This is a genomic window from Calidifontibacillus oryziterrae (assembly GCF_000331575.1).
GTDB lineage: Bacteria > Bacillota > Bacilli > Bacillales > Bacillaceae_J > Calidifontibacillus_A > Calidifontibacillus_A oryziterrae.
Window position 1 is genome coordinate 1341182 of record NZ_KB223527.1, and the last position, 26252, is coordinate 1367433.

The window sequence follows — 26252 nt, forward strand, 5'->3', positions numbered from 1 at the left end:
CCTCTCCTTTTACAGATTTACAAACGTTGCTTTCCTTTTTTCTAAAAATGCTTCCGTTCCTTCATTTTTATCTTCCGTTCCAAATGCAATTGCTTGAGATAGCTTTTCTATTAACATTGCTGTTTCTAAATCAACATCAAAGCCTTTATGAATTGCTAATTTTGCTAGTTTTACAGCTACAGGTCCTTTTTCAATGACTTTATTGGCAACTGATTCAGCCTCTTCCTCTAACTTTCCTTCTTCAGCTAAATATGTAGCTAGTCCAATCCTTTCAGCCTCTTCGCCATCAATAATTTTCCCTGTAAGGATCATGTCTAAAGCTCTACCTTTACCAACAATTCTAGTAAGGCGCTGGGTCCCCCCTGCTCCCGGAATAATCCCAAGATTTAATTCCGGTAAGCCAAATTTCGCTTTTTTCGTCACTACCCGAATATCGCAAGCCATCGCCAGTTCACAGCCCCCACCAAGAGCGTAGCCTGTTACGGCTGCAATCGTAACCTTGCTACATTGTTCAATTTTCTTATAGAGACCTTGCATACCTGGAATTAGAGCATCTAGCATTTTCCTTTCACGAAGCTGTTTTATATCGGCTCCAGCGGCGAAGGACTTTTCTCCAGCTCCTTGTACAATAATAACTTTTACTTCATCAGTAGATTCTGCCCATGAAAAAGCATCCTCTATATCCTGTAACGTTTCCTTATTTAAAGCATTTCGAAGTTCAGGACGATTAATTGTTAACCACATTAAACCTCGTTCAACACGAACGAGAAGATTCTCATATTGTTGCATCTTATAATCACCCTCTTACGAATAATGATAGAAGCCACTACCGCTCTTTTTCCCTAGCCTTCCAGCTTTTACATACTTGAGAAGTATCGGGCTTGGACGATATTTTTCACCCAAGGTTTGATACAGATATTCCATATTTCGCAAACGCGTATCTAGACCAACTAAATCCGCGAGCTCTAACGGCCCCATCGGATGATTAAGTCCTAGTTTTATAGCTTTATCAATGTCTTCAGCTGAGGCTACCCCCTCCATCAACATGTTCATCGCTTCGTTTCCTATTAAACAATTCATACGCGATGTAACAAAGCCAGGGAATTCATTAACTTCAACTGTTTCCTTATTCAATTTTTCTGATATTTCTTTGACAATTCGAACTGTTTCATCTGATGTTTCTAGACCTCTAATCAATTCGATGAGTTTCATTTTATGAACTGGATTAAAAAAGTGCATTGCAATGACTTTATCTGGGCGAGCTGTTTGTGCACCAATTTCTGTAGGACTCATTGTTGAAGTATTTGTCGCTAAAATTGTGTCTGGTCGACAAATTGCATCCAACTTTTTAAAAATCTCAATCTTTAAATCTATTTTTTCTAATACTGCTTCAATTACTAGATCAGCATCCTTTGCAGCACTCTCTAAATTTGTTTCGAAAACTAGATTTTCTTTTGCTGTAGCAAGTTGCTCCGCTGAGATAAACCCTTTTTGACAACTGCCTTCCAAAAGTCCATATATATCTTGTTTCGCTTTCTCTAAAACTGTTTCGTTAATATCATTTAAAAACACTTTAAATCCAGAAATAGCACTTGTATAAGCGATGCCCTTCCCCATTACACCCGATCCTACGACGGTAATTATGTCCATTCCTTCTCCTCCTTATCCTGCAATTGGCTTATTGACGTCGATATCTTTTTTAACAAATTTCTGAAATACAAATACTGCTGCAAGAATAACAATACCGATTACATCCGAGGTGAATCCTGGGATAACCATTAATATCGAACCACTAAATAAAATGACCCTCTCATACCAAAAAGCATGACGTAACATCCATCCTTCTGCCGCAAAGGCCAAACCTATGATTCCGATTATCGATGTAACTACCGATAGAGCAATATCAGCAGCCCCTCCAACTAGAAGAAGGGTTTCACCATAAACGAACATAAATGGAACAATAAAGGCCGCTAATCCAAGTCTTACGGCAGTCAATCCAGTTTTCATTGGATCTGCTCCTGCAAGACCAGCACCTGCAAATGCAGCAAGGGCAACTGGCGGTGTGATTGCCGATAAAGCAGCAAAATAAAAGACAAACATATGGGCCGCAAGTGGTGATACACCAAGTTCAACTAATGCCGGTATAGTTAATGGCACCTGAACAATATATGCTGCAACTGTCGGGAGACCCATACCTAAAATAATGCTTGTAATCATAGTGAAGATAAGGGTAATAATCAAAATACCCCCTGATAATTCGATAATTATACTGCTAAATTTCAGGCCTATTCCAGTCAATCCAATAATCCCAATGATAAAACCTGAGGCAGCACAGGCAATTGCCGTCTCAATTGATGCTCTAGCTCCTAGTTCCAAAGCCTTAATAATTTTTGAAAAGGATAATCGGGTTGCTTTTTTCACAGCCGCAGCCACTATCGTTACAACGATTGAAAAAAGACCGGCTCTCATTGGAGAAGATCCACCTACGAGCATGACAACAATTACAATCAGTGGTATAAAGAACAGAAAGCCACCTTTAAATACATTCCAAAAATTTGGCAACTGATCTTTCTTAAGCCCAACTAACCCATTACGTTGAGCCCTTAAATCCACTTGGAAATATAAACACAAATAATAAAGCAATGCCGGCACGATAGCTGCAATCGCAATATCCATATACGGAACACCTAAATAGGAAGCAATGATAAAGGCCGATGCTCCCATAATAGGCGGCATTATTTGACCACCAGTTGAAGAAACAGATTCAACTGCAGCAGCAAAGTGTCCTCTATAACCTGTTTTTTTCATAAGCGGAATCGTAAAAGCCCCTGTCGTGACCGTATTCGCTACCGCACTACCAGAGATTGTTCCTAAAATTGAACTAGCCACAATAGCAGTTTTGGCTGGTCCACCACGATATTTCCCCATCCCTGCTACTGATAAATCTATAAAAAATTGTCCCGCACCCGATACCTCAAGAAACTTTCCAAACAAAATAAAGAGGAAAATAAAGGTTGCGGATACTCCTAATGGCGTACTAAATATACCTGTTGCAGTGTAGAAAAGATGATCCACGATCCACATTGTTGTAAATTCACGATGAGAAAGTGTCCCAGAAAGGAGATGGCCCCATACACCGTAGACTATACAAACGAATATAATGATTACTAACGTATTTCCAATGACACGTCGAGTTGCTTCTATTAATAACAACCCAGCAACTATTCCAATCCCTATCTCATATGGAGTCAGTTTTTCTATATAGCTCATTCGAGATGATATTTCTTGAGCATTCATGACAAAATAAGAATAAGCACCTATGGAAAGTGCGATAAACAACCAATCATACCAAGGAATATTTCCGTCCTTAACAACCTTTTTTGTTGGTTTGTAAATGGCAAATGTTAAAATTAATGCAAAAGCTAAGTGGGCTGAGCGTTGCAAAATAGACTCAAATACTCCAAAAAAAGCAGTATAAAGGTGAAATAGCGACATGATTACTGCAATCGATGCGATGATTATACCAGCTGCGCCCTTTAAAGAGCGCAGCTTTCCATGTTGTACACCATCCTCATCATATTCACTTTCAATATTATGATCTTGTACCTCTGTTTGACCTTTATTCATTAACTCACCTTCTTTTCAAAGAGGAATAGATTGTTATTATTGTAATGCCCCAATTTCTTTATAGTATCTTTCTGCACCTGGATGGAGATTCCCAACGTTATTTACTACTGAATATTCAGCATCAAAATCATTCATAATAGTTGACAAAGTTCTCCAAGTTTCAGCCTCTTCAACCATCATTTTTGTAAGTTTATAAACAGATTCTTCATCCATAAGATCATCGTTAACTAAAAGAACGGTATAACCCGCAACTGTTTTAATATCATCTTTTACGTTTGGATAAGTGCCGCCTTTAATTGTGTACTCTAAATAACCTGCATTTTTTTCATGTAATTTGCTAACAACTTCATCGCCTAATGGAATTAACCGGATTCCTACTGTTGTATCTAGTTCTTGGAATGTGGAAACAGGCGCTGATAGCATATTTGAAATCGCATCTATATGACCATCACGAAGCAAGTCAGCTGCATCTGCCGTACCAATATACTCAATTCCTCCAAGATCGTCATAAGACATACCAACTGCATCTAAAGCATCAATGAAAGCTAGCTCTCCACTATACCCTTTAATTCCAGGGCTTACTTTTTTACCTTTTAAATCTTCTAAACTATAAATATCTGAGTCTGCACGAACAGCAAGATGAAGAATGTTTGGATATAATGTTGCTACTGTACTAACATTTTCAATTTTTTCTTCAAACGGCCCAATTCCATTTAGCGCTTCTGGAACAGTTTGTCCATTACTAAAACCAAGCGCAAACGTACCTTGACTTAAACCGATAAGATTGGCAACTGATCCACCCTCAACCACTGTTACAGAAGAGTCAGGGAAAACTTCTTTCATTTTTTCTCCCATTGCTCCAGAAAGTGTGTACCAGAATCCACCAACTGTTGCTGAACCAAACGCCATATCTTTTGGTGGTCCTACTGGTTCTGAATTGGCGTCTCCATTGTTATTAGTACTAGCCTCATTATTGCTAGCCTCCTCTGAAGAACATGCAGCAAAGATCAATAAAAATAGTGACAACATAACGACTAATAATTTTTTCATTAAAAAATCCCCCTTAAATAACATTTGATTGTATTTGTAATACTTCAAAGCTTGCTTCTGTTATATCCCTTAATTCTTCAATAGATATATTTGATATGATTTCAACTAAATACATTTTCCCTTCTCTAAATTTGAAAACGGCATGTTCTGTTATCACCATATCAGCCCTCCGGTTCCCACTACTTGGGAACGTTAGCTTTTTTACTAGCTTTGGCGAACCGTCTTTAGAACAATGTGTAGAAGCAATAATCATTCGCTTTGCTCCTGCAACTAAATCCATCGCTCCACCAACACCTAGAATTGTTTCCCCAGGCACTGCCCAGTTTGCCACCTCGCCGGATTCATCGACCTGTAGCGCTCCTAAGACTGCCACATCAATATGCCCTCCCCTTATCATTAAGAAGGAGTCAGAACTGTCAAAAAGTGAGGCACCTACGTCAAATGTAATCGGTTTCTTGCTTGCACTGATCAAATCCATATCAACATCTACTTCTGCGGGAGTTGGCCCCATTCCTAAGAGACCATTTTCAGATTGAAGATACACTTTTTTCTCACCTAAAAAATCAGGAATGAGAGTTGGAATCCCGACACCTAAATTTACTATTTCGCCTTCTACTAATTCTTCTGCAACACGCTTGGCAATTTTGATGCGATCAGACTGACTCAACATATCTCCCCCCTTTTTTGATATATTTATTTAAAACTACATAATCCACATATACATGGGGTGTTACAATTTCTTCAGGAGAAAATGTGCCAACTTCAACAATTTCATCTACCTCTGCAATTACAGTTGTAGCTGCAGTAGCCATGACAGGATTAAAATTTCTCGCTGTTTTGTCATAGATTAAATTCCCAAGAGTATCAGATTTCTGTGCTTTAATAATCGCTACATCACCTTTAATTGCTTTTTCTAAAATAAAGGTTTCACCATCGATTATTTTTTCTTCTTTTCCTTCAGCAAGTTTCGTACCAACAGCCGTTTTTGTATAAAAGCCGCCTATCCCAGCACCGCCACAGCGAATAGCTTCAGCTAAAGTCCCTTGAGGTATAAGTTCTATCTCGAGTTTTCCATTTGACCATGCCTTGACAGCATCACGATTTGTTGTAAAATACGATCCCATTGCTTTTTTTAACTTACCAGCTACTAAAAGTTTCCCTAACCCTCTTCCCTCCTCACCTAAATTATTACTAATCACTGTTAAATCTTTTTTATCGGAATTTGCTATTTCATCAATGATTGTTAAAGGTGTCCCAGATAGACCAAATCCCCCGACAAGTAGGGTGTCGCCATTTCTAATAAATTGAATAGCTTCCTCCGAGCTTATTAATTTTTTCATTTTCTTCCCTCCCCTATTTTTGCTTGTTATATGCAAGATAGGACGATAATGCCTTAATTGCTGTATTCTCATGAAAAAAGATAGGGTATTTAGTATCTTTCAAAATCTCAGTTGCATTTTCATCTTGATAACCTTGAGACATGAAAATTGGAATAAAAATACATCTGTTTTCCATCATCAATTTTTTTATTTGGACAGATAAAACTTCATTTTCATAGTCAACTTGAAAAGGAAAAGGGACAATAATATTGTCAAAATCACCTGAGTCATACAATACATCCAGGCTGGAAGTGAGTTTCCTTAAATCGTCATAAACATAGGTTGTTAAATCTAAAGGATTCATAAATACCTTATTAATTCCTATAATTTTTGAAATTTTAGTCTTCAATTCTTCTGATAATGGTGCAAGCGCTATGCTATATTTACAACATAAATCTGCCAAATATATTGAAGTTGCACCTGCCCAAGTAAAGATAACCGTCCGGTCTCCCTTCCCCTCTCCATACGCATCAAACATCCAAGCTACCGCAACTAATTCATCGAGACTTTCTACTTTAATAAATCCTGGATGATTTACAATTTCCCAAGGAATTGCATTTTGATTTGTGCTACCAAGATGATATTTAATAGCAGTACGTGATAATTCATAGTTTCCAATAGGTAAGAAAAGAACAGGTTTTTTCCTTAAGTATGCTTCATGTAAAAGTCGAAAAAAGCGTTCTTCCTCTGTAATTGACTCAACAATTAAAATAATTGTTTTCGTTGAAGAATCATTAATTAAAAACTCAAAACAATCATTTGTGTTTATATCTAATTCATTGCCTGGTGAAAACCAATAGGTAAAGCCTAGCCCTTTTTCATTTGCATCAAGAACTGCTCTCCCTAAACTACCACCATGGCTAATGATTCCAACGGAACCTTTCACCAATTTTTTCGGTTCAAAACGAGGAGAAAACGAAATACCCCAACTATCAATAAATTGATAAAATCCAGGCGAGTTAGGACCGTAGACACTTATGTCTGTCCCTTTTAATATTTCTTTCAACTCTTTTTCCCTTGCAATTCCCTCTAAACCATTTTCAGAGAATCCTGAGCTAAGGATCATAACATTTTTCACATTCTTCCTTACACAGTCATGGATTATTTCTGAAATTCTGTCAGCTGGAATAATTACACAAACTATATCAATGTCTTCTTCAATATCTACTACACTTGGATAGGAAGGAATCCCTGAAATTTCCTCATATTTTGGATTCACTAAATAAATGCTGCCGTGAAAGTTTGATTTTTCAAGATTGACCATTACTCTACCAGCGTTTTTGTGAAAATTATCTGAGGCTCCAACAATCGCTATAGATTTTGGGGATACAATAGTTTGTAATTTACTTTTCATTCTTAAGATCCCCTTCCATATTTTTTACCTTTCTTACGATAGTAGATGGATTCACATCTAATAATCGTGCAATTCCACGATATGAGTGTTCAGTCAATGATGCTTTTCTTATTAGCTCTCTCTCTACTTCAGCGATTGCTTCCTTTAGTGGCATAACTTGATTTACTATAATAGCCTTGCTACTTTCGGCCTCTTGGTTCTTTCTTTCATATAAAATTTGTAAAACATCCTCTTCTTGAATTTCACCACTAACTGTTGTTACATAAAGTCTTTCTAGGATATTTACTAGTTCTCTAACGTTTCCAGGCCATTTATATTTAATGAGTGAACTAATTGCTCTTTTTGAAAAACTAAGGTGCTTATTATACTTAACAGAAAATATACTTGCGTATCTTTCAATTAATAGAGGAATGTCCTCCGTTCTTTTCCGCAATGGGGGGATGTATATCGGAATTACATTAAGACGATAAAACAGATCCTCACGAAAGGTTCCTTCTGTAACTAGATCTTGTAAGTTTCGATTTGTCGCTGCAATAACGCGCACATCAACCTTGATTGGTCTTGAACCACCGACTCTAGTAATCTCCATTTCTTGAAGAACTCGAAGGAGTTTAACTTGGAGTTGCAAAGGTATTTCCCCAATTTCATCTAGAAACAGCGTTCCATTATTTGCTTGTTCAAACAATCCAGCTTTACCACCCTTTAAGGCTCCAGTGAAAGCTCCGCTATCATAACCAAATAGTTCTGATTCCATTAAACTTTCCGGTATTGCACCACAGTTCACCTTAACGAATGGATGGTTAGCTCTATTACTTGATCGTTGAATAAGTTTAGCTATTTCCTCTTTTCCTACACCCGATTCACCATATAAAAGGACAGTTACATCTACTTTAGCAACTTGGTAAACCGTTTCGATAAGTTTTATCATTTCTGGCGAATTCGCAATAAAATGATCTTTATTGCTGGATAAATTGACGTTTTCAAGGATGAATTTTGCTTTTTCTAGTTCATTTCGTAACGCATCGATTTCAGTTATATCTTTAACATTTAAAACTATACGTTCTATCATTCTTCTACTATTTTTTAAAGGAACCGCAGATATGATTAAGGAATTTTGATTCTTCTGATTTTTTCTCATTACATTAAAGGGCTTACCTTTTCTAGACACTTCCATTACAATATCTTTGAAAAAAACAGGTACTTGATTCGACAACTGATTTTCGGGAAAAATTTCAATGAACCTTTTGTTTCTCTTTATAATTTTCCCGCTTTTGTCCATAATACAGATTCCATCACTAGAATTATTAAAAATTGTATCCTGTTCTTTTAGCAGTTGCTTAACAGACTCTAATTCATCAGCCATAAATTCAATTTCAGAGATATCTTGAAATACTCCAACTGCTCCAACAAGTTGTTCACCATCAAAAATAGGTGTACGATGTGATAAATACATTCGATTGCCTACTTTATATTTTTCCGAATGTCCCTTTCCTGTTCGAACAACTCGTAAAAGCCCGCCATTATGGACAATGTCTGTTAAAAAGCTCCCGATAGCCTTCTTTTTCTTTGTTAACGCCATTCTTTCTGCTGCAGGATTAATAGAAGTTATTTTGCCTTCTTGATCAATAGATAAAATTCCGTTGTGGGCAGAGTCAAAAATTGCATCTAGATGACTTAACTCTACCTTCGTGACTTTTAAATAGGACGTAAGATATTGTTCCTTTGTAATAAATCCTGTAATATGGTTGTTTTTATTTTGTACCGGCAAAACATCGTTTTTAAGATATTGAACTATTTTTAGATCATCATTCTCGTTGATAATATGGAGTTCCTTGTTATAAATCTCTTCTAAAGTTTTCTTCCCATTGATAAGACCTTTTAACAAATCACGTTCTGAAAATGTGCCCTTTAAAGCACCTTTTAGGCTATATACCAATCCACCTTTCATATCATCTCGCAACAATTTTTTAGCAGTTTCTTCAATGAAATCGTTTTCGTAAAACTTCGCAGATGTTCTCGTCATTATCCCTTTCACCAACATAATCCATACCCCTTTGAGATCACTCGTATTTTTATTATGCAAGAAGTGTGCCAATATAAAATATTTAAAAAAATACTAATATTTTAAATACTTCTTAAATTATATAATAATTCAAAGTTCCCAAAATTTGTTGCATTTTCGCAACATTTGTTGCATTTTGGCAACATTCGTTGGAAAACCTTTGTTGTTCTTTGTATAAAATTGTCGATTTCTCGCCGTATCATTAATTAGGTGTTGCGTTTTTGCAACACGCTGTTTTCAACTACAATTAGAAAGGGGTATATTGCAAATAATAAAAAAGTACCTTTCTAGTGGAATTAGTTTGTTTGTTAGTTAGTTGACAAACCAATACCAAAGTAAGGTACTTTAACTTTAAATAGATTAAATTGATAGTCTATCACAGTGTTTATCTATCACAATGATAGAAGAACATTACATGAATCCTATTCCTTCTTGGCTTTCAAAAAATGGGATCGACTTTTCAAGAAAATTAGCTACTTACACTACTTTTAATTTCTTCAATTAACAGTGGTACAACATCAAATAAATCGCCGACAATTCCATAATCAGCTACATTGAAGATGTTTGCTTCTGGATCCTTATTTACCGCAACAATTACTTTTGAATTAGACATACCAGCAAGATGCTGGATAGCCCCAGAAATACCTAGAGCAATATAAAGATCAGGCGTTACAACCTTACCTGTTTGCCCAATTTGTAATGAGTAATCGCAGTATTCCGCATCACAAGCACCACGTGAAGCACCTACTGCTCCACCCAATACATTCGCAAGCTCCTGTAACATTTTAAAGCCTTCGGCACTCTTAACACCACGTCCGCCGGCAACGACTATTTTCGCTTCAGAAAGATCTACACCTTCAGACGCTTTGCGTACGACTTCTTTAATTACTGTTCTTAGATCCTTAATTTCAACGTCTAATGATGCAACGTTTCCAGAACGTGACTCATCCTTTTCCAGTGGAGCAATGTTGTTCGGACGAACCGTTGCAAAAATAATACCGTCTGTAACAATCTTCTTTTCGAATGCCTTCCCTGAATAGATTGGACGCGTAAATATAATATTCCCGCCTGCTTCCTCAACATTAACACAGTCAGAAATCAAACCAGACCCAAGCTTTGCTGCAATTTTAGGTGATAAGTCTTTTCCAAGTGCTGTATGACCCATGATCATTCCCTCAGGATTTTCAGATGCAACAACAGCCAGCAATGCCTGCGCATAGCCATCTGGAGTATAATTTTTCAATTGAGGATTTTCAACAACTACGACACGGTCTGCGCCGTGTTGAATCATTGCATTTCCTTGAGATTGAACAGACTCTCCCATTAAGACAGCAACAACTTCTCCACCTTCTGCAACAAGCTTCCCTGCTGCAATGGCTTCAAATGATACATTACGTAAATTTCCGTCGCGAACTTCCCCTACTACTAAAACTTTTCTAGCCATCTTTTTCTCCCCCCGCCTATATTACTTTTGCTTCAGTTTGAAGTAATTTTACTAATTCTTTGACTTGATCATTAAGCTCACCAGACAATACTTTCCCTGCAGCTTTTTGCGGTGGCAAATAGATTTCAAGTGTTTTCGTTTTCGCAGCCACGTCATCTTCATCAATATCTAAATCATCAAGCTCCAACTCATCTAAAGGCTTTTTCTTCGCCTTCATGATGCCTGGTAAAGATGGATATCGTGGTTCGTTTAAGCCTTGTTGTGCAGTAACAAGCAGTGGTAGTGATGCTTCCACCACTTCACTATCTCCTTCCACATCACGGCCAATTACCGCAGTATTGCCATTAATATCGAGCTTTGTGATCGTTGTTACATAATTGATTTGTAATGCTTCTGCAAGGCGAGGTCCAACCTGACCGGAACCACCGTCAATCGCCACATTTCCGCCTAGGATGATATCATACTCTTGTCCTTTGAAATACTCTCCAAGTACACTTGCCGTTGTAAATTGATCCCCATCTTCAATATCATCTTCAATATTGATAAGAACAGCCTTGTCTGCTCCCATAGCTAGCGCAGTACGTAGCTCTTTCTCACTGTCTTCATTACCAATTGTTACAACAGTCACTTCCCCGCCATGTTTATCCTTTAGCTGAATCGCCTCTTCAATTGCATACTCATCATATGGGTTAATGATAAATTCAGCACCATCTTCACTAATCTTGCCATTGTTTATTACAATTTTTTCTTCTGTGTCAAATGTTCGTTTCATGATAACAAAAATTTTCATAACTACTCACCCTCGCTATTCTCATATTTAAGCCCTACTGATAATCCTTAACTCAGTAATTATTCATTGGAAGTTGTACTGATTCTTTTTATTAATTTGATTTAAAATTTCCTACCCATCCACCCACCAATTTTTCAAACCGAAAACTAAACATTAATCATTTCCCCCCATCTTCTTCATTCCTCACTATGTTCTATATGCAATTTTTATGCCACATTTCAAACAAGAGTCATTTGCATTTGAAAAATTATTTGACTTTGTACATTGAATAGAAGCGATGGTCTGAAAAAAGTTGAATATCCTGAAGGCTTTCGTGGAAAAATACGGACGAAAATAATTTGTTTATATTTTTAAGTAGTAACCTAATCTAAAATCAAATAACATAGGAGGAATCTACATGCAGCAGCAACAAAATATGCAATCATTACAGGGAACTTTAAATCAACAAACATTTATGGAACGCCCGCCAACAATAATTTCAACGAAGGATGAGCTTTATTTGAAGGATATGCTTTCCTGGAACTTACTTGCGATGAAAAAGGCGCACTTTTATGCAGCACAATGCACCGATCCTGAGGTTAAAGCCGAGCTTGACAAAGCTGGACAAATGCACCAGCGCCACTATCAAAAAATATTAAGTCATTTACAAAATCCAAATCAACCAACTGGCCAAATTCAATAAGGAGGTCCACATATGAATTATCAAAATCAAAACCAGAATCAGGCACTAAGCCAATCTCAAAATCCTAATCGAATCAAAAACCCCAAAACACAAGTGCCAGAAACACCACAAATGAATGATCGAGATTTCGCAAATGATATGCTTGCCACCGGAAAATATATGACAGATTCCTATTCAACTGTATTAAATGAAGCAAGTCATGAAAGTTTATATCAAGATTTATCAATGATTTTCAAGGAAACACAAGACTGCCAGCGAAATTTTTATAATTTAATGTTTAAAAAGGGTTGGTATAGTATTGAAGCGGCGCCACAGCAAAAGCTACAGCAGGATTATCAGCAATTTCAGGGCTATTCAACCCAATTCCCCTACAACAATAATACAATGCAATGAATGAAAAATTTTCATAAGGCAAATAGTAGAAAGACATAAAACAAAAAGGCATGGTCCAACATCGCACCATGCCTTTAAATAAAACTCAAAGTATATTTTGTTTTATTCCTCAAATTCATCTAGGAATCTAATTAAGTCACCTTGAATGACTTTATCTGATAGACGAAGCTCATGATCAGCTAAATCTTTTAATTGGCTACAATATTTATCTTCTGTCGGATTGCCATCCCAATTTTGGTAGCAAATGCCTTCAGTGTAAGAATAATAATCCGCTACAAAACTGCCATCTCTTAGAACTGCAAAATCTCTGCGGTTCTCATTAAATAAGTCTTCACCAAATTGAATATCTTTACCTGGTTTAATACCTAGTAGATTTAAGATTGTCGGTTTTACGTCAATTTGCCCACCTACAGTAGTCATTTCCTTGCCATCCATACCAGGAATATGGACAATAAACGGCACTTTTTGAAGCTTTAAATATTCAAAAGGTGTTACTTTTTTACCAATTACACTTTCCATTGCTCGATTATGATTTTCTGAGATTCCATAGTGATCCCCATATAAAATAATAATAGAATTGTCGTACAATCCGGTTTCTTTTAACTGCTCAAAAAATAGCTTTAACGCCTCATCAAAATAACGAACGGTTTGTACGTATCGGTTAACAGTTCCGCTACTTGTTTGTAACGTCGGAATCATAATATCCTCTTCATCAAGAACAAACGGATAATGGTTTGTTAGTGTAATAAATTTCGCATGGAATGGCTGCTTTAAATTTTGTAACTTCGGAATAGACTGTTCAAAGAAAGGAATATCCTTTAAGCCATAATTCACTGAATTTTCTTCGCTTACTTCAAAATATGTTTCATCATAGAAAAATTCATATCCTAAATTTTTATACATTAAATCACGATTCCAAAAGCTTTTATTATTGCCATGGAACGATGCAGTAGCATAGCCATTTTCATTTAAAATTGCCGGCAAGCCTTTATACGTATTTTGTGCATTCGTTGTAAATACAGCACCACGTGATAATGGATACAATGAATTATCAACTAAAAACTCAGAATCTGATGTTTTCCCTTGACCTGTTTGCTGGTAAAAATTTGTAAAATAAAAACTTTCTTTAACAAGTTGATTTAAAAACGGCGTTACTTCTTGACCTTCCACTTCATAATTAATGACGAAATCTTGAAGTGACTCCATTGAAATTAAGATTACGTTTTTATCCTTTGCAATACCTGTAAATTCATTTTCCTCATCGAAACCATCACTTACATAGTTCTCTACTTCGATAATATCACTGCTCTCCGCAAACGCCCTTTGAGCGGATGCTTTGGAATGCATGAATAAATCATAAGCATGGTAATTATATACCCCGAGATATTTGACAAGCATTTCACGGTCAAACGTTCTTGTTAATAGCTGTGGCCGTTGTGTTTCAGCAAGCATAACATTAAAGACAAGTAACGCTGCCGCAGCAACAACTAAAAATCTTCTAGCAAGCTTCGGAACTACAATCGACTTAATCCCTTTTTTTCGTCCGAAGAATGAAAGTATAAATAAGTCAACAAACAGCAAAAGATCCCAAGGATTCATTAATCCTTTGGCACTTCCACCTAAGTCTCCAAAGTTTTGAACCTGAAACAATACAGGGATTGTAATGAAATCATTAAAAAACCTGTAATACACTAAATTTGCATACAGTAAAAAAGTAAAAAGTAGGCTTAAAACAAAAATGCCTTGTCTACTCAACTTTCTTCTAATCACCAACGCTCCAATAAATAAAATCAACACAGAGCTAATTGGATTGATTAGCAAAATAAACTCTTCAATCGCATTTTCCAGCGGTAAATCAAAAATAAATCGACTTACAATATATGATTTTAACCAAAGAAATAATATTGCTACTCCAAGAAACTTCTGGTCTATATTTAAATGAAAGCTTTTTATTTTATCTATTAGTACTTTCATTTAATCTCCCCCTTACATAATTTAAAGCAAGTTTTTTTATTTAAATTTCAATAAAATATCATTATAAAATCATTGTAAAAAAATAGCTCAATGAAATGTATCTTACTACGATTCATCTAAACATGCAACAATTTATTATAGTAAATTTGTTAGTTACTTCTAGTTTTTACCAATAATAACCATTTCAACTCCTTTGTTTTTCACCGACAAAAAATTACATATTTATAGACGATTTTCAAAAAGAAAAGTTTCATTTTTTCTAATGTAAATATTTCCCTACCCAATGTAAATATTTCCCTAATGATCTAATTCTAACAATCAATTATACTCCTCAAATTTTAAAAAAACAAAAAAAAGCAAACCCATTTCCTGTTTGCCGCTCTGGGAATTTAGTGACTTAGCAAAAGTTTGAACCTATTTCCCACTTTTTCTAATTAATTTCATACCAATATATCCAATTGTAAAAAATATTGATGTAATGATAACAGGTTCAATATAAGGTGCGGCAACCTCATCAATGTGCTGCCAATTTTCTTCAAGCTTTACACCTATATATAAGAAAAAAACCGTCCAAGGGACAATTGCACTAATCGTATAGAAGGTGAACTTTTGCCATGACATTTTGGCTATCCCAGCAGGTATTGAAATGGCATGACGAACGACTGGAATAAACCGCGCCGTAAATATTACACCCGGTCCGTACTTTTCAAACCATTTTTCAGCTATTGTAATGTGTTTTTCACGAATAAAAATGTATCTTCCGTACTTTAGCAAAAATGGTCTTCCACCATAGAAGCCCGCCCAGTATAAAAACAACTGTGCAAAGGTACCCCCGATTGTTCCAGCAATTACTGCTCCAAAGAAGTTTATTTTCTCTTGCGAGACTAAAAAACCCCCATATCCAAGTACAATTTCACTCGGAATGACTTCAATCATGAGGCCAACAGCAATTCCAACGTAACCAAGGCTAGCTAAACTATTTAAAAATATTAAGATGAACTCATCCATAATTGCTCCCCCATTACTATAGGAAAAATGAAGGTTACCTTTACATGAATAAGAAAAACGCGAATTCACAAGTAAAATGGAAAAATTCAATGTTTTTTTATAATTGGCTTCGTTAATCAACAGACAAGTTTAACAGAGCCTTATAATTAGTCCATTTACAAAGTTAAACTAACTTAAGGAAAAAATAAGAGATTGACCACCTGTGCTTGTCACATTTGTTGGGTCAACCTCTATTTATTTATGATTCTTCATATAAAAATATGACTGTGATTTTTATAGGCAAGTTTGTCCGCTTATTTGCATATGAATCTATTATGGAGCCACATCTAATAAAATCGATGGGCAATTCTACATCTCGAAATGTGTGTATTTCGTAATGCTAATTTGTTTAGTCTTGTTCCGTTAACAAACTTGAAAAAAAATTGGAGTATGATCATGATAATTGCGTTGTTCGTTGTCTTTATTCTTGTCCTGTTATTTCCATTTACGCTTAAAGCCGTTGAGAAAAATCTAGAAGTATTTTTATTTATTATGGGTATTATTGCTGCATTAATAAGTGGTGTATTCGATGGGCCGTTGTTTGTTAAGGCCGCTAGTAATCCGATTAAAATTACGTTAGCAGTATTTATTGCCGGACTTTTATTTAAATGGCTACAGCAACCGTTAGAAAAATCAGTAACTCGTATGAGCAGGATCATTCCGTTTCGGCTTTTTATATGTATTGTCGTCATCACTCTAGGCTTCATTTCTAGTTTAATTACCGCTATTATCGCCTCCCTTGTACTTGTCATGATTGCTAGTTCACTTCATCTTGATCGCGACTCTGAAGTTCGTTTTGTTGTCATTACTTGTTTTTCGATCGGCCTTGGTGCAGCATTAACACCACTTGGAGAACCATTATCAACCATTGCTGTAAGTAAACTTCATGGTGACTTCTTCATCCTTTTGCGGTTAATTGGTACAAAAATTATTGCAGCCATATTGATATTCGGATTGCTAGCAGGATTATTAGTACATCCACCCAAAAAAAATCTTGCCTCTTTCCAGAAGAAACTTAACATCGAGAAGTATGAAGATATTGTTATTCGTTCTTTAAGAATTTACTTTTTTGTAATGGGATTAACCTTTCTTGGAAGTGGCTTTGAACCCCTGATTAATCGTTATTTGCTCGGATTAGACCCATTGCTACTATATTGGGTAAATATGATTTCAGCTGTATTGGATAATGCGACACTTGCGGCAACAGAAATAAGCCAAGTCATGGACCACTTTACAATTGAAGCAATTTTACTTGGTCTACTTATAAGTGGTGGTATGCTAATCCCCGGGAACATCCCTAACATCATTGCAGCAGGTAAACTCCAAATGACTAGTAAAGAATGGGCAGTTGTCGGCGTTCCAATTGGAATTGTTTTAATGATTCTATATTTTTGTATTTTAGTATTTTCATCCTAAGCGGTAGGTTCCCTGCCCTTGGGATTTTTTATGGCTGATGCTTGTTTCAGTTTCTATTGAGCTAGAAGAGTGGAATATGCAGGGCGGAATGTGAAACCGTAAACGGGAATGTGAAGGGTGGAATGTGAAATGAAAGCGTGAATTATGCATTGAAAGTTCGGAATATTGAACACGAGACAATTGAAGTTTCATTGGTTCCTTGTAATAAGTTTCTATTGAATCACGTATCGTTATGTAATAAAATAAAGTCCTTGAGTAAATTGTTACTCAACGTGGTTCGAAACCATCCCACGAAAAAAAACTAAGGAGCGAATTTAATATGAAAGTAAGAGTGCTTGTTGGTAATGGAATTTTAGCAGCGCTTTATATTGCTGTGTCCATGCTTATCCAACCATTTGGGTTTACCCAGGTTCAGTTTCGAGTTTCTGAAATGTTTAACCATCTTGTTGTGTTTAACAAGAAATATTTTTTTGGAATTGTGCTGGGCGTATTTTTAACAAATTTATTTTTTTCACCAATGGTTGCCTATGACTTAATTTTTGGAGTGGCCCATTCGGTGCTTTCATTAGGAATTACAATTATTTGCAGCCGTTTTATTACAAGCATTTGGAAACGGATGATTGTAAACACCGTTGTTTTTACGTTTATGATGTTTTTAATTGCGCTAGAGCTTAAGCTTGCATTTGATTTGCCATTTATGTTTACATGGCTTACAACAGCAGCAGGTGAGTTCGTAGTTTTGGCTGTTGGTATCCCAATAATGTATGCTCTGAACAAACGAATTGGATTTAAAAAGTTATTATAGATTTAGGCACGGACTACGATTTGGATAAACCACCGAAAAAACGCAGGAAATATCAAAAAACATTAGAACTGTATTAATTTTTGAAAAGCATTTGTGAATGTGTTCCAAATGCTTTTTTTATATGGCAAAAAATTTTTACGGACATCAGTTCCGTTATTGCCTAAAATTTCTGCACTTTAACATTAATTCCGGACATCAGTTCCGTTATTTCTTAATAATCATAAGGAAACTGCCTTAAACTAAATAAATAGCGGATCTCATGTCCGATAAATTTGAAAAATAAACCTTCTTCGACAAATAACGGAACCATTGTCCAGTTAATATAGAAAAATTGGAATACATGAGAATTTGAGTTAAAAAAATTTTAAAAATTTTAGTTTACAACTGTTCGTTTCTCGCATACAATAATTTACAAGTTTCCTCAAGGAAACATTGTTTTGTTAGTTTAATACTTTTATGTATGGTAAACATGGTTGTTAAATTAAGGAGGTTATAATTAAGAATGACTGAGAATTTACTACTAGCCTTTGGATTAACTTTGATGGCAGGTCTTGCAACGGGGATTGGTAGTGTTCTTGCTTTTTTCACATCTTCTACTAATACAAAATTTTTATCACTAGCTCTTGGGTTTTCTGCAGGAGTTATGATTTACGTCTCTATGATTGAAATTTTTGTAAAGGCACAGGATGCACTTGTTTCAGCAATCGGTGAAGGATTAGGGAACTGGCTGACAGTGGCAGGATTTTTCGGCGGGATGATTTTAATTGCATTAATTGATAAATTTATTCCAAAGCAAGGGAATCCTCATGAACTTAAAAAAGTAGAGGACATGAATAAACCTGACATAACGAAGGATACACAGCTTTTGAAAATTGGCACATTTACAGCTCTAGCTATCGGGATTCATAACTTTCCTGAAGGGATTGCGACGTTTGCATCTGCCTTACAAGATCCAGCTCTCGGTGTCGCCATCGCAATCGCTATTGCGATTCATAACATTCCGGAAGGGATCGCGGTGTCTGTCCCTGTTTATTTTGCTACAGGAGATAAGAAAAAAGCATTCAAGCTTTCATTTTTATCTGGCCTATCTGAGCCAATTGGCGCGCTTGCCGCATACTTTGTACTACTGCCATTTTTAAATGATATAGTGTTCGGGATTATTTTTGCTGGTGTCGCAGGGATAATGGTTTTTATTTCTTTAGACGAACTTCTGCCAGCAGCTAAAAAATATGACGAGGCCCATATTTCTATTTATGGTTTAATAGGCGGCATGGGTGTTATGGCATTAAGTTTGTTATTATTTATTTAAGGCTGGATAGTACGTTCTTTTCGATAAATAAAAATCTTACGTGTATGCGAATAAAAAAATAATTGCCATTTGCATAATTACTAATCGATGCTTGTCTGCCCATTTTTACTCACGTATAATAAAAGGACACTGAAGTTAAAAGGTGGTATTATCATTGCCTACACCTAGTATGGAAGATTATCTTGAGCAAATATATATACTTATGGATCAAAAAGGATATGCACGGGTTTCCGACATTGCTGAAAATTTATGTGTCCAACCCTCTTCCGTAACAAAAATGATCCAAAAGCTAGATAAGGATGAATATCTCATTTATGAAAAATATAGAGGCATTGTCCTTACTGCAAAAGGAAAAAAAATCGGCCAACGCTTAGTTTACCGACATGAGCTACTGGAGCAATTTTTAACATTAATCGGTGTGAAAGCTGAAAATATTTATACAGACGTAGAGGGGATCGAGCATCATTTAAGCTGGAATTCAATCGACCGCATCGGCGACCTTGTTCAATACCTGGAAAATAATAAAGATTTCGAGAAGTATTTAAAAGAACTGCAAAACAGTGAGAAGAAATAATTGCTTGAAACTTTTGAAAGAACCATTCTATTTGATGGTTCTTTTTTTGGTTCTTTGTCAAATGGTATTGGTGAATAATTTTATTGACATTAGCCGGTAAAATGTAATCAATTAGCTTAGAGGTTGTTTATTTCCTCTAAGCTCTTTTTATTGTCGCTAAATTTTGGGTAATGAGAATCCGATTTTTGAAATGGTAGAAACATCTATAACCAAATGCGATTCGCTTAATTACTTTAGTTTTATTATTAATACCTTCTAAAACACCGTTATTATAATCGTATGTAAGGGTGTGCCCCACATAGTTTATGTATTTCCTAATTGTATTGATGGCCGTTTTCATATAGCTAGAAACGCTCATATATTTGGTAACTAAAGCCTTCTTCAGAAGCTCAAAGTCTTTGTTTTTCATGCAGTAACGCACGTCATGATATAGCTCATATGAGGCTTTTAATTCTGGGTCAAGCTTTAATAAATAATGAATGATATCAATTTCACGCATTAGCTTTCTAAAGCAACGATGGTACGTATAGTTGGTATAATCAATTTTTGTTTGATCTTTTAGGATGAGCTTCCAGTATTTCTTTAACTTGTTATAATGCTTTTTATCTTGATTCATTACTTTGATTCGAGTTTTGTTTAAAGCTCGACTAAATAATTGAATAATATGGAACTTATCAATGATGATCTTAGCTTTAGGGAAAACATCTTGAATCAATGATATATAAGGACTATACATGTCAATCACAATCGTTTGAACAGAGAATCTTGTCTGTTTTGAATAACGCAGGAAATAATCTTTCAGAACATGTAGTCTTCGATCTTCAATGATGTCCACAATTTTTCCTGTTTCAGAATCACAAAATATAAAGGACATGGCACCAGCCGCTGACTTTACTGACTTAAACTCGTCAAAACACAAGTGTGTTGGGAGATAGTTATAATTTGGCTTGTTGTAGGCATAAAAACTATCAATCACTCTACTGACAGTGGAATGAGATACATTATGACTTTTCGCAATATCCTTCTCAGATATTTTTTCTTTCGCCTGAAGGGCAATTGCCGATTTCGTATTATTGGAGATACAACAGTTTTTATCAACCACATCGGTTTGTAAAATAAAAGTTGATTGACAATGTTTACAGAAATATCGTTGTTTTCGAAGATTTAGGTATGTATCAAAACCAGATACACTAGGTATTTTAATGAAGGAAGTTTTAAAACCATGTTTAATAATGCGAGCATCAAAAACATGACCACATTTGTAACAAGCCTTTGGCTGATAAGTCAAAGTGCCATGAAAAACCTTTGATTTAACTCCTTTTATCGTTTCTTCAGAACAAAAATTTTCATCAAAAAGGATACTATTACCTTTTATATTTAGTAAATTAGTATAGAATTATGATGAGACATGTAACATTACTCCTTTTAAAATGTGGTTTGGCGATTACATTTTACCAGAGTTTTGTCACATGTCTCTTTTTTGTGTAAAAAAATTGGTGCTGGTTTAACCACCAACACCAAAAATTATAGAGCCTGCGAATTGTACTCCTATAAGTGTTCTATTTTTTGTTTTCTCTTCCTTTTAAATATCAATTATAATATTTCGCAAATTTTCAAGCATAAGCTTTCATGTTGCGAAAATTTATGGTTGAAGTCTCATCGAGCAAAATAAAAAACCACCAACTATGTATTGGTGGAGACGGTGGGAATCGAACCCACGTCCAGAAATAACGGCACTTAAGCTTCTACGAGTGTAGTCGATATATTAGTGTTTCGCGATTTTTTCTGCCTATCGACGGGCGTCCAAATCGCTAGTCTGATTGTTCTCTTCCTTCATCCTCAGACTGCGGAATCCGGCGTAGCCCACTAAGAGTGAGTCCCTTACCCTACCACATGGGCAATGGAGGGAGGAACCGCTAAGTGCCTATTAGGCAGCTAAAGCGAAGTTGTTTTGTTCTTTGCCAGTTATTGGCTTTGACGTTTTAACGAGGCCGATCCCCTCGACTCGCCACTTAAGCTCGAACTATCCCTGTCGAATCCGTAGCGTCCCCATATATAAAATAGAGAAAGAGCTACTATGATTAAAAAAATTACTTATGAGATAGATTTAGCTTGTTGACTTATTCAATTAGCTTACGTGTTTAATTATAACATATCAGCAGCTACGTTCAACTGCTAATAAAAGAGTAATTCACTAGTATTTTACAATTTGTCCTAGTAGGTCTAGGATTGAATTTATTATTATCCCTATAATATCGTCGTTGTAATAATGACAAAGTTACACCAATGAAAAATAAGTGATTTATTAAAATACAAACTCAACTTAAGTTGAGTTGCATTAGATCCAACTTGCTTCTATTTATATTCTCTACGTTATTATATATTCTCTACGTTATTATATATTCTCTGCGTTATTATATATTCTCTGTGTTATTATATATTCTCTGCGTTACATTTTCTGTCTTTCTCTAAATGCACGCTCGACTTCACGTTTTGCTTCTTTCTTTTTCATATCCTCGCGCTTATCATATTTTTTCTTACCCTTTGCGAGACCAATCAAAACCTTTGCATAACCATTTTTCAAATAAAGCTTTAACGGAACAAGTGAATAACCAATTTCCTTCGTTTCACCAATAAGCTTGCTAATTTCTTTGCGGTGAAGAAGCAACTTTCTTTCACGGAGCGGATCGTGATTATAGCGGTTCCCCTGTTCATACGGACTAATATGCATTCCAATTAAATATACTTCCCCGTTATGAATTCTCGCGTACGCATCCTTTAAATTCACTCGTCCAGCGCGGATTGATTTAATTTCTGTTCCTTGAAGAACGATCCCTGCTTCGTATGTTTCTTCGATAAAATAATCATGATATGCTTTTTTATTTTGCGCAATAACCTTCCCTGCACCTTTAGGCATAAAGATTCTCCTCCTACACCAACCAAAACAACTTTACTTTTACTATACCAAATGAGTTAATGATGTATCAAATTGTTAATTAACCACCATTTAATATACGCTAATATTGCTGAAAAAAGCATCAGTAGCAATTAGGCTACGGGTATTATATTAAAGCAACCATCAAAATGAATAAACTAGCAACGATGAATGTTAACTCGTTACTATCTATCATGAATGTCGTACAAATCATGCTTTGGTGATGATAAATCGCTTTTATCGTCACGTAAAATGATTTCAATGCGTTTTGCTGATAATAAACCGCTTTTATCGTCACGTAAAATGATTCCTGCGAGTTTTGCTGATAATAAATCGCTTTTATCGTCACGTAAAATGATTTCAATGCGTTTTGCTGATAATAAACCGCTTTTATCGTCACGTAAAGTGATTCCTGCGAGTTTTGCTGATACTAAATCGCTTTTATCGTCACGTAAAGTGATTCCTGCGCGTTTTGCTGATACTAAATCGCTTTTATCGTCACGTAAAATGAATTCAATGCGTTTTGCTGATAATAAACCGCTTTTATCGTCACGTAAAATGAATTCAATGCGTTTTGCTGATAATAAACCGCTTTTATCGTCACGTAAAATGAATTCAATGCGTTTTGCTGATACTAAATCGCTTTTATCGTCACGTAAAATGATTTCAGCGCGTTTTGCTGATAATAAATCGCTTTTATCGTCACGTAAAATGATTTCACCGCGTTTTGCTGATAATAAATCGCTTTTATCGTCACGTAAAATGAATTCAATGCGTTTTGCTGATAATAAATCGCTTTTATCGTCACGTAAAGTGATTCCTGCGCGTTTTGCTGATACTAAATCGCTTTTATCGTCACGTAAAATGATTCCTGCGAGTTTTGCTGATACTAAATCGGCCTTGTCTACGAACAACGATTCAAATGATGCTCTTGCGCGTATGCGTATAAATCACTTTCATCCACCATCAACGATCGTTCCATTGAGTATAACGACAGATAATATCCAAGACCTTTACCACTTTCAAGGTAAAGGTCCTCTGTTCTCATTTATTTCATTTTACCATGACAAACACTCTATCACTTTTTCTTCTTCTTTTTCTTTTTACCGATATTTCTGTATTGCGGTTTTTCCTGTTTTTTCTTGTTGCCACTTTTTTGTTTTTTATCACCATTAGACTTGCCTTTGCCACGACTATGAATAACCTTTGGCTTTTGTTTGCGTTCTGGGCGTCTTGATCCTTTCATTCCAACAACTTCAAAGTCAACAATGCGTTCGTCCTTGTCAACATTAATGACGCGAACGGTAATTTCGTCACCAATTCTAAAAATGTTACCTGTCCGTTCACCAATCATTGCATATTGACTTTCATCATAATGGTAATAATCATCAGTCAAATAGCCGACGCGAACTAGGCCCTCTACTGTATTAGGAAGCTCGACGAAAAGCCCAAAATTTGTAACGGAGCTAATGATACCATCGTACTCTTCACCGATTTTATCTAACATATATTCGGCTTTTTTCAAATCATCTGTCTCACGCTCTGCATCAACAGCTCTTCGTTCCATGTTAGAAGCATGCTCGGCAATAAGCGGTAGTTTCTCTTGCCAAGACTGCCTTGTTCCTTCATCAACTTTTTTCTCGAGCAAGTAGGTGCGAATAAGTCGATGAACAATTAAATCGGGATAGCGACGAATCGGCGATGTAAAATGAGTATAAAACTCAGCTGACAATCCAAAATGGCCAAGGCTTTCCGCTTCATAGCGGGCTTGCTTCATTGAGCGTAGCATAACTGTAGAAATAACCGTTTCTTCCGGTGTATCTCTAACATCCTCCAAAATTTGTTGGAGCGCACCTGGATGCACTTCGTTCGCCGATCCTTTTACTACGTAACCAAAGTTTGTTATAAACTCAAAAAACTTTGATAATTTTTCAGCCTTTGGCTCTTCATGAATTCGATAGATAAACGGCACATTCATCCAATGAAAATGCTCGGCAACCGTTTCATTGGCAGCTAGCATAAATTCTTCAATTAGGCGCTCAGCAACGGAACGCTCACGCAGAACGATATCTGTTGGCTTTCCTTCTTCGTTGACAAGTACTTTCGCTTCCTTAAAGTCAAAATCAATCGCGCCACGTTCAAATCTTTTTTTTCGAAGAATTTCAGCCAGTTCCTCCATATGTTGAAACATTGGAACTATTGGTTCATACCTTGCCAAAACATCAGCGTCTTTATCTACTAAAATTTTATTTACATCTGAATACGTCATACGCTCAGTCGTTCTAATAACACTTTGAAAAATTTCATGGCTGACAACTTGTCCTTGAGAACTTATCTCCATTTCACAGGACATTGTTAGACGATCAACCTGTGGATTCAAACTACAAATTCCGTTTGAAAGCCGATGGGGAATCATCGGTATAACACGATCAACAAGGTACACGCTCGTACCACGCTCTAAAGCCTCCCTATCAATCGATGAATTTTCGGTTACATAATGGGATACATCCGCAATGTGCACACCTAATTTATAATTCCCATTTTCTAATTTTGTTACCGTTACAGCGTCATCTAAATCTTTTGCATCCGCTCCATCTATTGTAACAATAATTTGATCGCGCAAATCACGTCGATTTTTTAATTCACTTGGGTCAATTTCATCCGGTGTTTCATTTGCCTGTTCCATAACCTCTGGTGGAAATTCACCAGGTAAGCCGTGCTTGTGAATAACCGAAAGGATATCAATGCCTGGATCATTTTTATGTCCTAGGATTTCAATAATTTCTCCTTCAGCATTCATGCGTCCTTCTGGATATTTTGTTAATTTTATAACAACCTTATGGCCATCAACGGCTCCATTTTTTGCTTCAGTGGCAATAAATATATCGCTTACAATTCGCTTGTCATCTGGAATAACAAATCCAAAATGTTTATTATCAACGTATGTACCTACTAACTGTTTGACACCACGTTCAATAATACGAACAATTGCCCCTTCGGGACGACCTTTGCCAGGTCGACTATCGATACGAGCAAGGACAATATCACCATGCATAGCACTTCTCATTTCCGAAGGTGGAATAAATATATCATCTAAAGATTTATCCTCTTGTTCAACGAAGGCAAATCCTTTTGAATGCGCAATAACTCTACCACGGACCATGTTCATTTTTTCAGGTACACCGTACCGGTTACTTCTTGTACGGATGACAAGACCCTGCTCTTCCATAGTCACTAGAGCTTTTACAAATTCTTTAAATTCACTTGAATCTTCAACCCCAAAAGCCTCTTCTAGTTCTTTTACTGTAAGCGGCTTATATGTTTCTTCACGCATAAATGATAACAAACGTTCAATATGCTCTTGACTCATTTCATTCACTCCTTACTAAATTTACATCTTTAAATATTGAT

The 26252-nt window shown here is 36.0% G+C and carries 22 protein-coding genes, 1 other RNA gene and 1 riboswitch; of the genes, 6 read left to right on the plus strand and 17 right to left on the minus strand.

Going from position 1 to position 26252, the window contains the following annotated elements; genetic code table 11:
* Positions 1 to 9: 9 nt before the first annotated feature.
* The 10 genes from D612_RS0115180 to D612_RS0115225 form a co-directional block, all read right to left on the minus strand.
* Positions 10 to 789 (minus strand): enoyl-CoA hydratase/isomerase family protein, encoded by a 780-nt coding sequence (locus D612_RS0115180; RefSeq protein WP_017756342.1) that lies wholly within the window; start codon positions 787 to 789, stop codon positions 10 to 12.
* Between the two features lie 15 nt (positions 790 to 804).
* Positions 805 to 1650 (minus strand): 3-hydroxyacyl-CoA dehydrogenase, encoded by an 846-nt coding sequence (locus D612_RS0115185; RefSeq protein ID WP_017756343.1) that lies wholly within the window; start codon positions 1648 to 1650, stop codon positions 805 to 807.
* A gap of 12 nt (positions 1651 to 1662) precedes the next feature.
* Positions 1663 to 3627 carry a TRAP transporter permease gene (locus D612_RS0115190; protein WP_017756344.1) on the minus strand — a complete coding sequence of 655 codons (1965 nt, stop codon included), beginning with the start codon at positions 3625 to 3627 and terminating at the stop codon, positions 1663 to 1665.
* A gap of 36 nt (positions 3628 to 3663) precedes the next feature.
* Positions 3664 to 4677 (minus strand): TAXI family TRAP transporter solute-binding subunit, encoded by a 1014-nt coding sequence (locus D612_RS0115195; RefSeq protein WP_017756345.1) that lies wholly within the window; start codon positions 4675 to 4677, stop codon positions 3664 to 3666.
* Positions 4678 to 4690: 13 nt separating this feature from the next.
* Positions 4691 to 5347 carry a 3-oxoacid CoA-transferase subunit B gene (locus D612_RS0115200; RefSeq protein ID WP_017756346.1) on the minus strand — a complete coding sequence of 219 codons (657 nt, stop codon included), beginning with the start codon at positions 5345 to 5347 and terminating at the stop codon, positions 4691 to 4693.
* A complete protein-coding gene (locus tag D612_RS0115205; protein WP_017756347.1) occupies positions 5331 to 6017 on the minus strand; it encodes a CoA transferase subunit A in 687 nt (228 codons plus the stop codon). Before D612_RS0115205 ends, D612_RS0115200 begins: the two co-directional genes overlap by 17 nt.
* 13 nt (positions 6018 to 6030) lie before the next feature.
* Positions 6031 to 7410, minus strand: a complete 1380-nt coding sequence (locus D612_RS0115210; RefSeq protein WP_017756348.1) for a CoA-binding protein — start codon at positions 7408 to 7410, stop codon at positions 6031 to 6033.
* Positions 7400 to 9451: a sigma 54-interacting transcriptional regulator gene (locus D612_RS0115215; protein WP_017756349.1), complete on the minus strand. Its 2052-nt coding sequence runs from the start codon at positions 9449 to 9451 to the stop codon at positions 7400 to 7402. The genes D612_RS0115210 and D612_RS0115215 overlap by 11 nt, the downstream gene beginning before the upstream one ends.
* 490 nt (positions 9452 to 9941) lie before the next feature.
* Complete coding sequence (locus D612_RS0115220) at positions 9942 to 10916, minus strand: electron transfer flavoprotein subunit alpha/FixB family protein (protein ID WP_017756350.1); 975 nt, start codon at positions 10914 to 10916, stop codon at positions 9942 to 9944.
* A 16-nt stretch (positions 10917 to 10932) separates the two neighbouring features.
* On the minus strand, positions 10933 to 11706 hold the full coding sequence (locus D612_RS0115225; RefSeq protein WP_017755015.1) for an electron transfer flavoprotein subunit beta/FixA family protein: 774 nt from the start codon (positions 11704 to 11706) through the stop codon (positions 10933 to 10935).
* 397 nt (positions 11707 to 12103) lie between these two features.
* On the opposite strand from D612_RS0115225, the gene D612_RS0115230 reads away from it, so the two are divergent.
* Both D612_RS0115230 and D612_RS0115235 read left to right on the plus strand, forming a co-directional pair.
* Positions 12104 to 12388 (plus strand): ferritin family protein, encoded by a 285-nt coding sequence (locus tag D612_RS0115230; protein ID WP_017756351.1) that lies wholly within the window; start codon positions 12104 to 12106, stop codon positions 12386 to 12388.
* A gap of 12 nt (positions 12389 to 12400) precedes the next feature.
* Entirely contained in the window at positions 12401 to 12781 is a 381-nt protein-coding gene (locus tag D612_RS0115235) for a spore coat protein (RefSeq protein ID WP_017756352.1), read from the plus strand.
* Positions 12782 to 12883: 102 nt separating this feature from the next.
* Here the strand turns inward: D612_RS0115235 and D612_RS0115240 are convergent, their stop codons facing one another.
* Both D612_RS0115240 and D612_RS0115245 read right to left on the minus strand, forming a co-directional pair.
* A complete protein-coding gene (locus tag D612_RS0115240; protein ID WP_017756353.1) occupies positions 12884 to 14755 on the minus strand; it encodes an LTA synthase family protein in 1872 nt (623 codons plus the stop codon).
* A gap of 414 nt (positions 14756 to 15169) precedes the next feature.
* Positions 15170 to 15763 (minus strand): DedA family protein, encoded by a 594-nt coding sequence (locus D612_RS0115245; RefSeq protein WP_017756354.1) that lies wholly within the window; start codon positions 15761 to 15763, stop codon positions 15170 to 15172.
* A 435-nt stretch (positions 15764 to 16198) separates the two neighbouring features.
* Here D612_RS0115245 and D612_RS0115250 point away from each other — a divergent pair, with 435 nt between their 5' ends.
* From D612_RS0115250 to mntR, 4 genes are all read left to right on the plus strand, one after another.
* Positions 16199 to 17218, plus strand: coding sequence for a DUF1646 family protein (locus D612_RS0115250; RefSeq protein ID WP_017756355.1), 1020 nt, complete (start codon positions 16199 to 16201; stop codon positions 17216 to 17218).
* A gap of 266 nt (positions 17219 to 17484) precedes the next feature.
* Positions 17485 to 17529: riboswitch (PreQ1 riboswitch) on the plus strand.
* A gap of 8 nt (positions 17530 to 17537) precedes the next feature.
* Positions 17538 to 18023, plus strand: coding sequence for a QueT transporter family protein (locus tag D612_RS0115255; protein WP_017756356.1), 486 nt, complete (start codon positions 17538 to 17540; stop codon positions 18021 to 18023).
* Positions 18024 to 18525: 502 nt separating this feature from the next.
* A complete protein-coding gene (gene zupT, locus D612_RS0115260; protein ID WP_017756357.1) occupies positions 18526 to 19332 on the plus strand; it encodes a zinc transporter ZupT in 807 nt (268 codons plus the stop codon).
* A 154-nt stretch (positions 19333 to 19486) separates the two neighbouring features.
* Positions 19487 to 19906 carry a transcriptional regulator MntR gene (mntR, locus tag D612_RS0115265; protein ID WP_017756358.1) on the plus strand — a complete coding sequence of 140 codons (420 nt, stop codon included), beginning with the start codon at positions 19487 to 19489 and terminating at the stop codon, positions 19904 to 19906.
* Positions 19907 to 20042: 136 nt separating this feature from the next.
* Here the strand turns inward: mntR and D612_RS0115270 are convergent, their stop codons facing one another.
* The 5 genes from D612_RS0115270 to rnr all read right to left on the minus strand — a co-directional run bounded on the left by D612_RS0115270 (position 20043) and on the right by rnr (position 26211).
* Complete coding sequence (locus tag D612_RS0115270) at positions 20043 to 21194, minus strand: ISL3 family transposase (protein ID WP_017756359.1); 1152 nt, start codon at positions 21192 to 21194, stop codon at positions 20043 to 20045.
* 403 nt (positions 21195 to 21597) lie between these two features.
* Positions 21598 to 21957, minus strand: a transfer-messenger RNA (tmRNA) gene (ssrA, locus tag D612_RS19125).
* Between the two features lie 398 nt (positions 21958 to 22355).
* Positions 22356 to 22823, minus strand: a complete 468-nt coding sequence (gene smpB, locus D612_RS0115275) for an SsrA-binding protein SmpB (RefSeq protein WP_017756360.1) — start codon at positions 22821 to 22823, stop codon at positions 22356 to 22358.
* A 203-nt stretch (positions 22824 to 23026) separates the two neighbouring features.
* Positions 23027 to 23755 carry a hypothetical protein gene (locus tag D612_RS19780; protein WP_017756361.1) on the minus strand — a complete coding sequence of 243 codons (729 nt, stop codon included), beginning with the start codon at positions 23753 to 23755 and terminating at the stop codon, positions 23027 to 23029.
* A gap of 164 nt (positions 23756 to 23919) precedes the next feature.
* Entirely contained in the window at positions 23920 to 26211 is a 2292-nt protein-coding gene (gene rnr / locus D612_RS0115285) for a ribonuclease R (RefSeq protein WP_017756362.1), read from the minus strand.
* Positions 26212 to 26252 lie beyond the last annotated feature (41 nt).

Bases quoted from the DNA above. Each gene is read 5' to 3' on its own strand.
- D612_RS0115240 (WP_017756353.1), bottom strand. From the start codon at position 14,755: ATGAAAGTACTAATAGATAAAATAAAAAGCTTTCATTTAAATATAGAC.
- D612_RS0115220 (WP_017756350.1), bottom strand. From the start codon at position 10,916: ATGGCTAGAAAAGTTTTAGTAGTAGGGGAAGTTCGCGACGGAAATTTA.
- smpB (WP_017756360.1), bottom strand. From the start codon at position 22,823: ATGCCTAAAGGTGCAGGGAAGGTTATTGCGCAAAATAAAAAAGCATAT.
- D612_RS0115195 (WP_017756345.1), bottom strand. From the start codon at position 4,677: ATGAAAAAATTATTAGTCGTTATGTTGTCACTATTTTTATTGATCTTT.
- rnr (WP_017756362.1), bottom strand. From the start codon at position 26,211: ATGAGTCAAGAGCATATTGAACGTTTGTTATCATTTATGCGTGAAGAA.
- D612_RS0115180 (WP_017756342.1), bottom strand. From the start codon at position 789: ATGCAACAATATGAGAATCTTCTCGTTCGTGTTGAACGAGGTTTAATG.
- D612_RS0115235 (WP_017756352.1), top strand. From the start codon at position 12,401: ATGAATTATCAAAATCAAAACCAGAATCAGGCACTAAGCCAATCTCAA.
- zupT (WP_017756357.1), top strand. From the start codon at position 18,526: ATGACTGAGAATTTACTACTAGCCTTTGGATTAACTTTGATGGCAGGT.
- D612_RS0115185 (WP_017756343.1), bottom strand. From the start codon at position 1,650: ATGGACATAATTACCGTCGTAGGATCGGGTGTAATGGGGAAGGGCATC.
- D612_RS0115245 (WP_017756354.1), bottom strand. From the start codon at position 15,763: ATGGATGAGTTCATCTTAATATTTTTAAATAGTTTAGCTAGCCTTGGT.
- D612_RS0115230 (WP_017756351.1), top strand. From the start codon at position 12,104: ATGCAGCAGCAACAAAATATGCAATCATTACAGGGAACTTTAAATCAA.
- D612_RS0115255 (WP_017756356.1), top strand. From the start codon at position 17,538: ATGAAAGTAAGAGTGCTTGTTGGTAATGGAATTTTAGCAGCGCTTTAT.
- D612_RS0115210 (WP_017756348.1), bottom strand. From the start codon at position 7,410: ATGAAAAGTAAATTACAAACTATTGTATCCCCAAAATCTATAGCGATT.
- D612_RS0115200 (WP_017756346.1), bottom strand. From the start codon at position 5,347: ATGTTGAGTCAGTCTGATCGCATCAAAATTGCCAAGCGTGTTGCAGAA.
- D612_RS0115215 (WP_017756349.1), bottom strand. From the start codon at position 9,451: ATGTTGGTGAAAGGGATAATGACGAGAACATCTGCGAAGTTTTACGAA.
- D612_RS0115250 (WP_017756355.1), top strand. From the start codon at position 16,199: ATGATAATTGCGTTGTTCGTTGTCTTTATTCTTGTCCTGTTATTTCCA.
- D612_RS0115190 (WP_017756344.1), bottom strand. From the start codon at position 3,627: ATGAATAAAGGTCAAACAGAGGTACAAGATCATAATATTGAAAGTGAA.
- D612_RS0115225 (WP_017755015.1), bottom strand. From the start codon at position 11,706: ATGAAAATTTTTGTTATCATGAAACGAACATTTGACACAGAAGAAAAA.
- D612_RS0115205 (WP_017756347.1), bottom strand. From the start codon at position 6,017: ATGAAAAAATTAATAAGCTCGGAGGAAGCTATTCAATTTATTAGAAAT.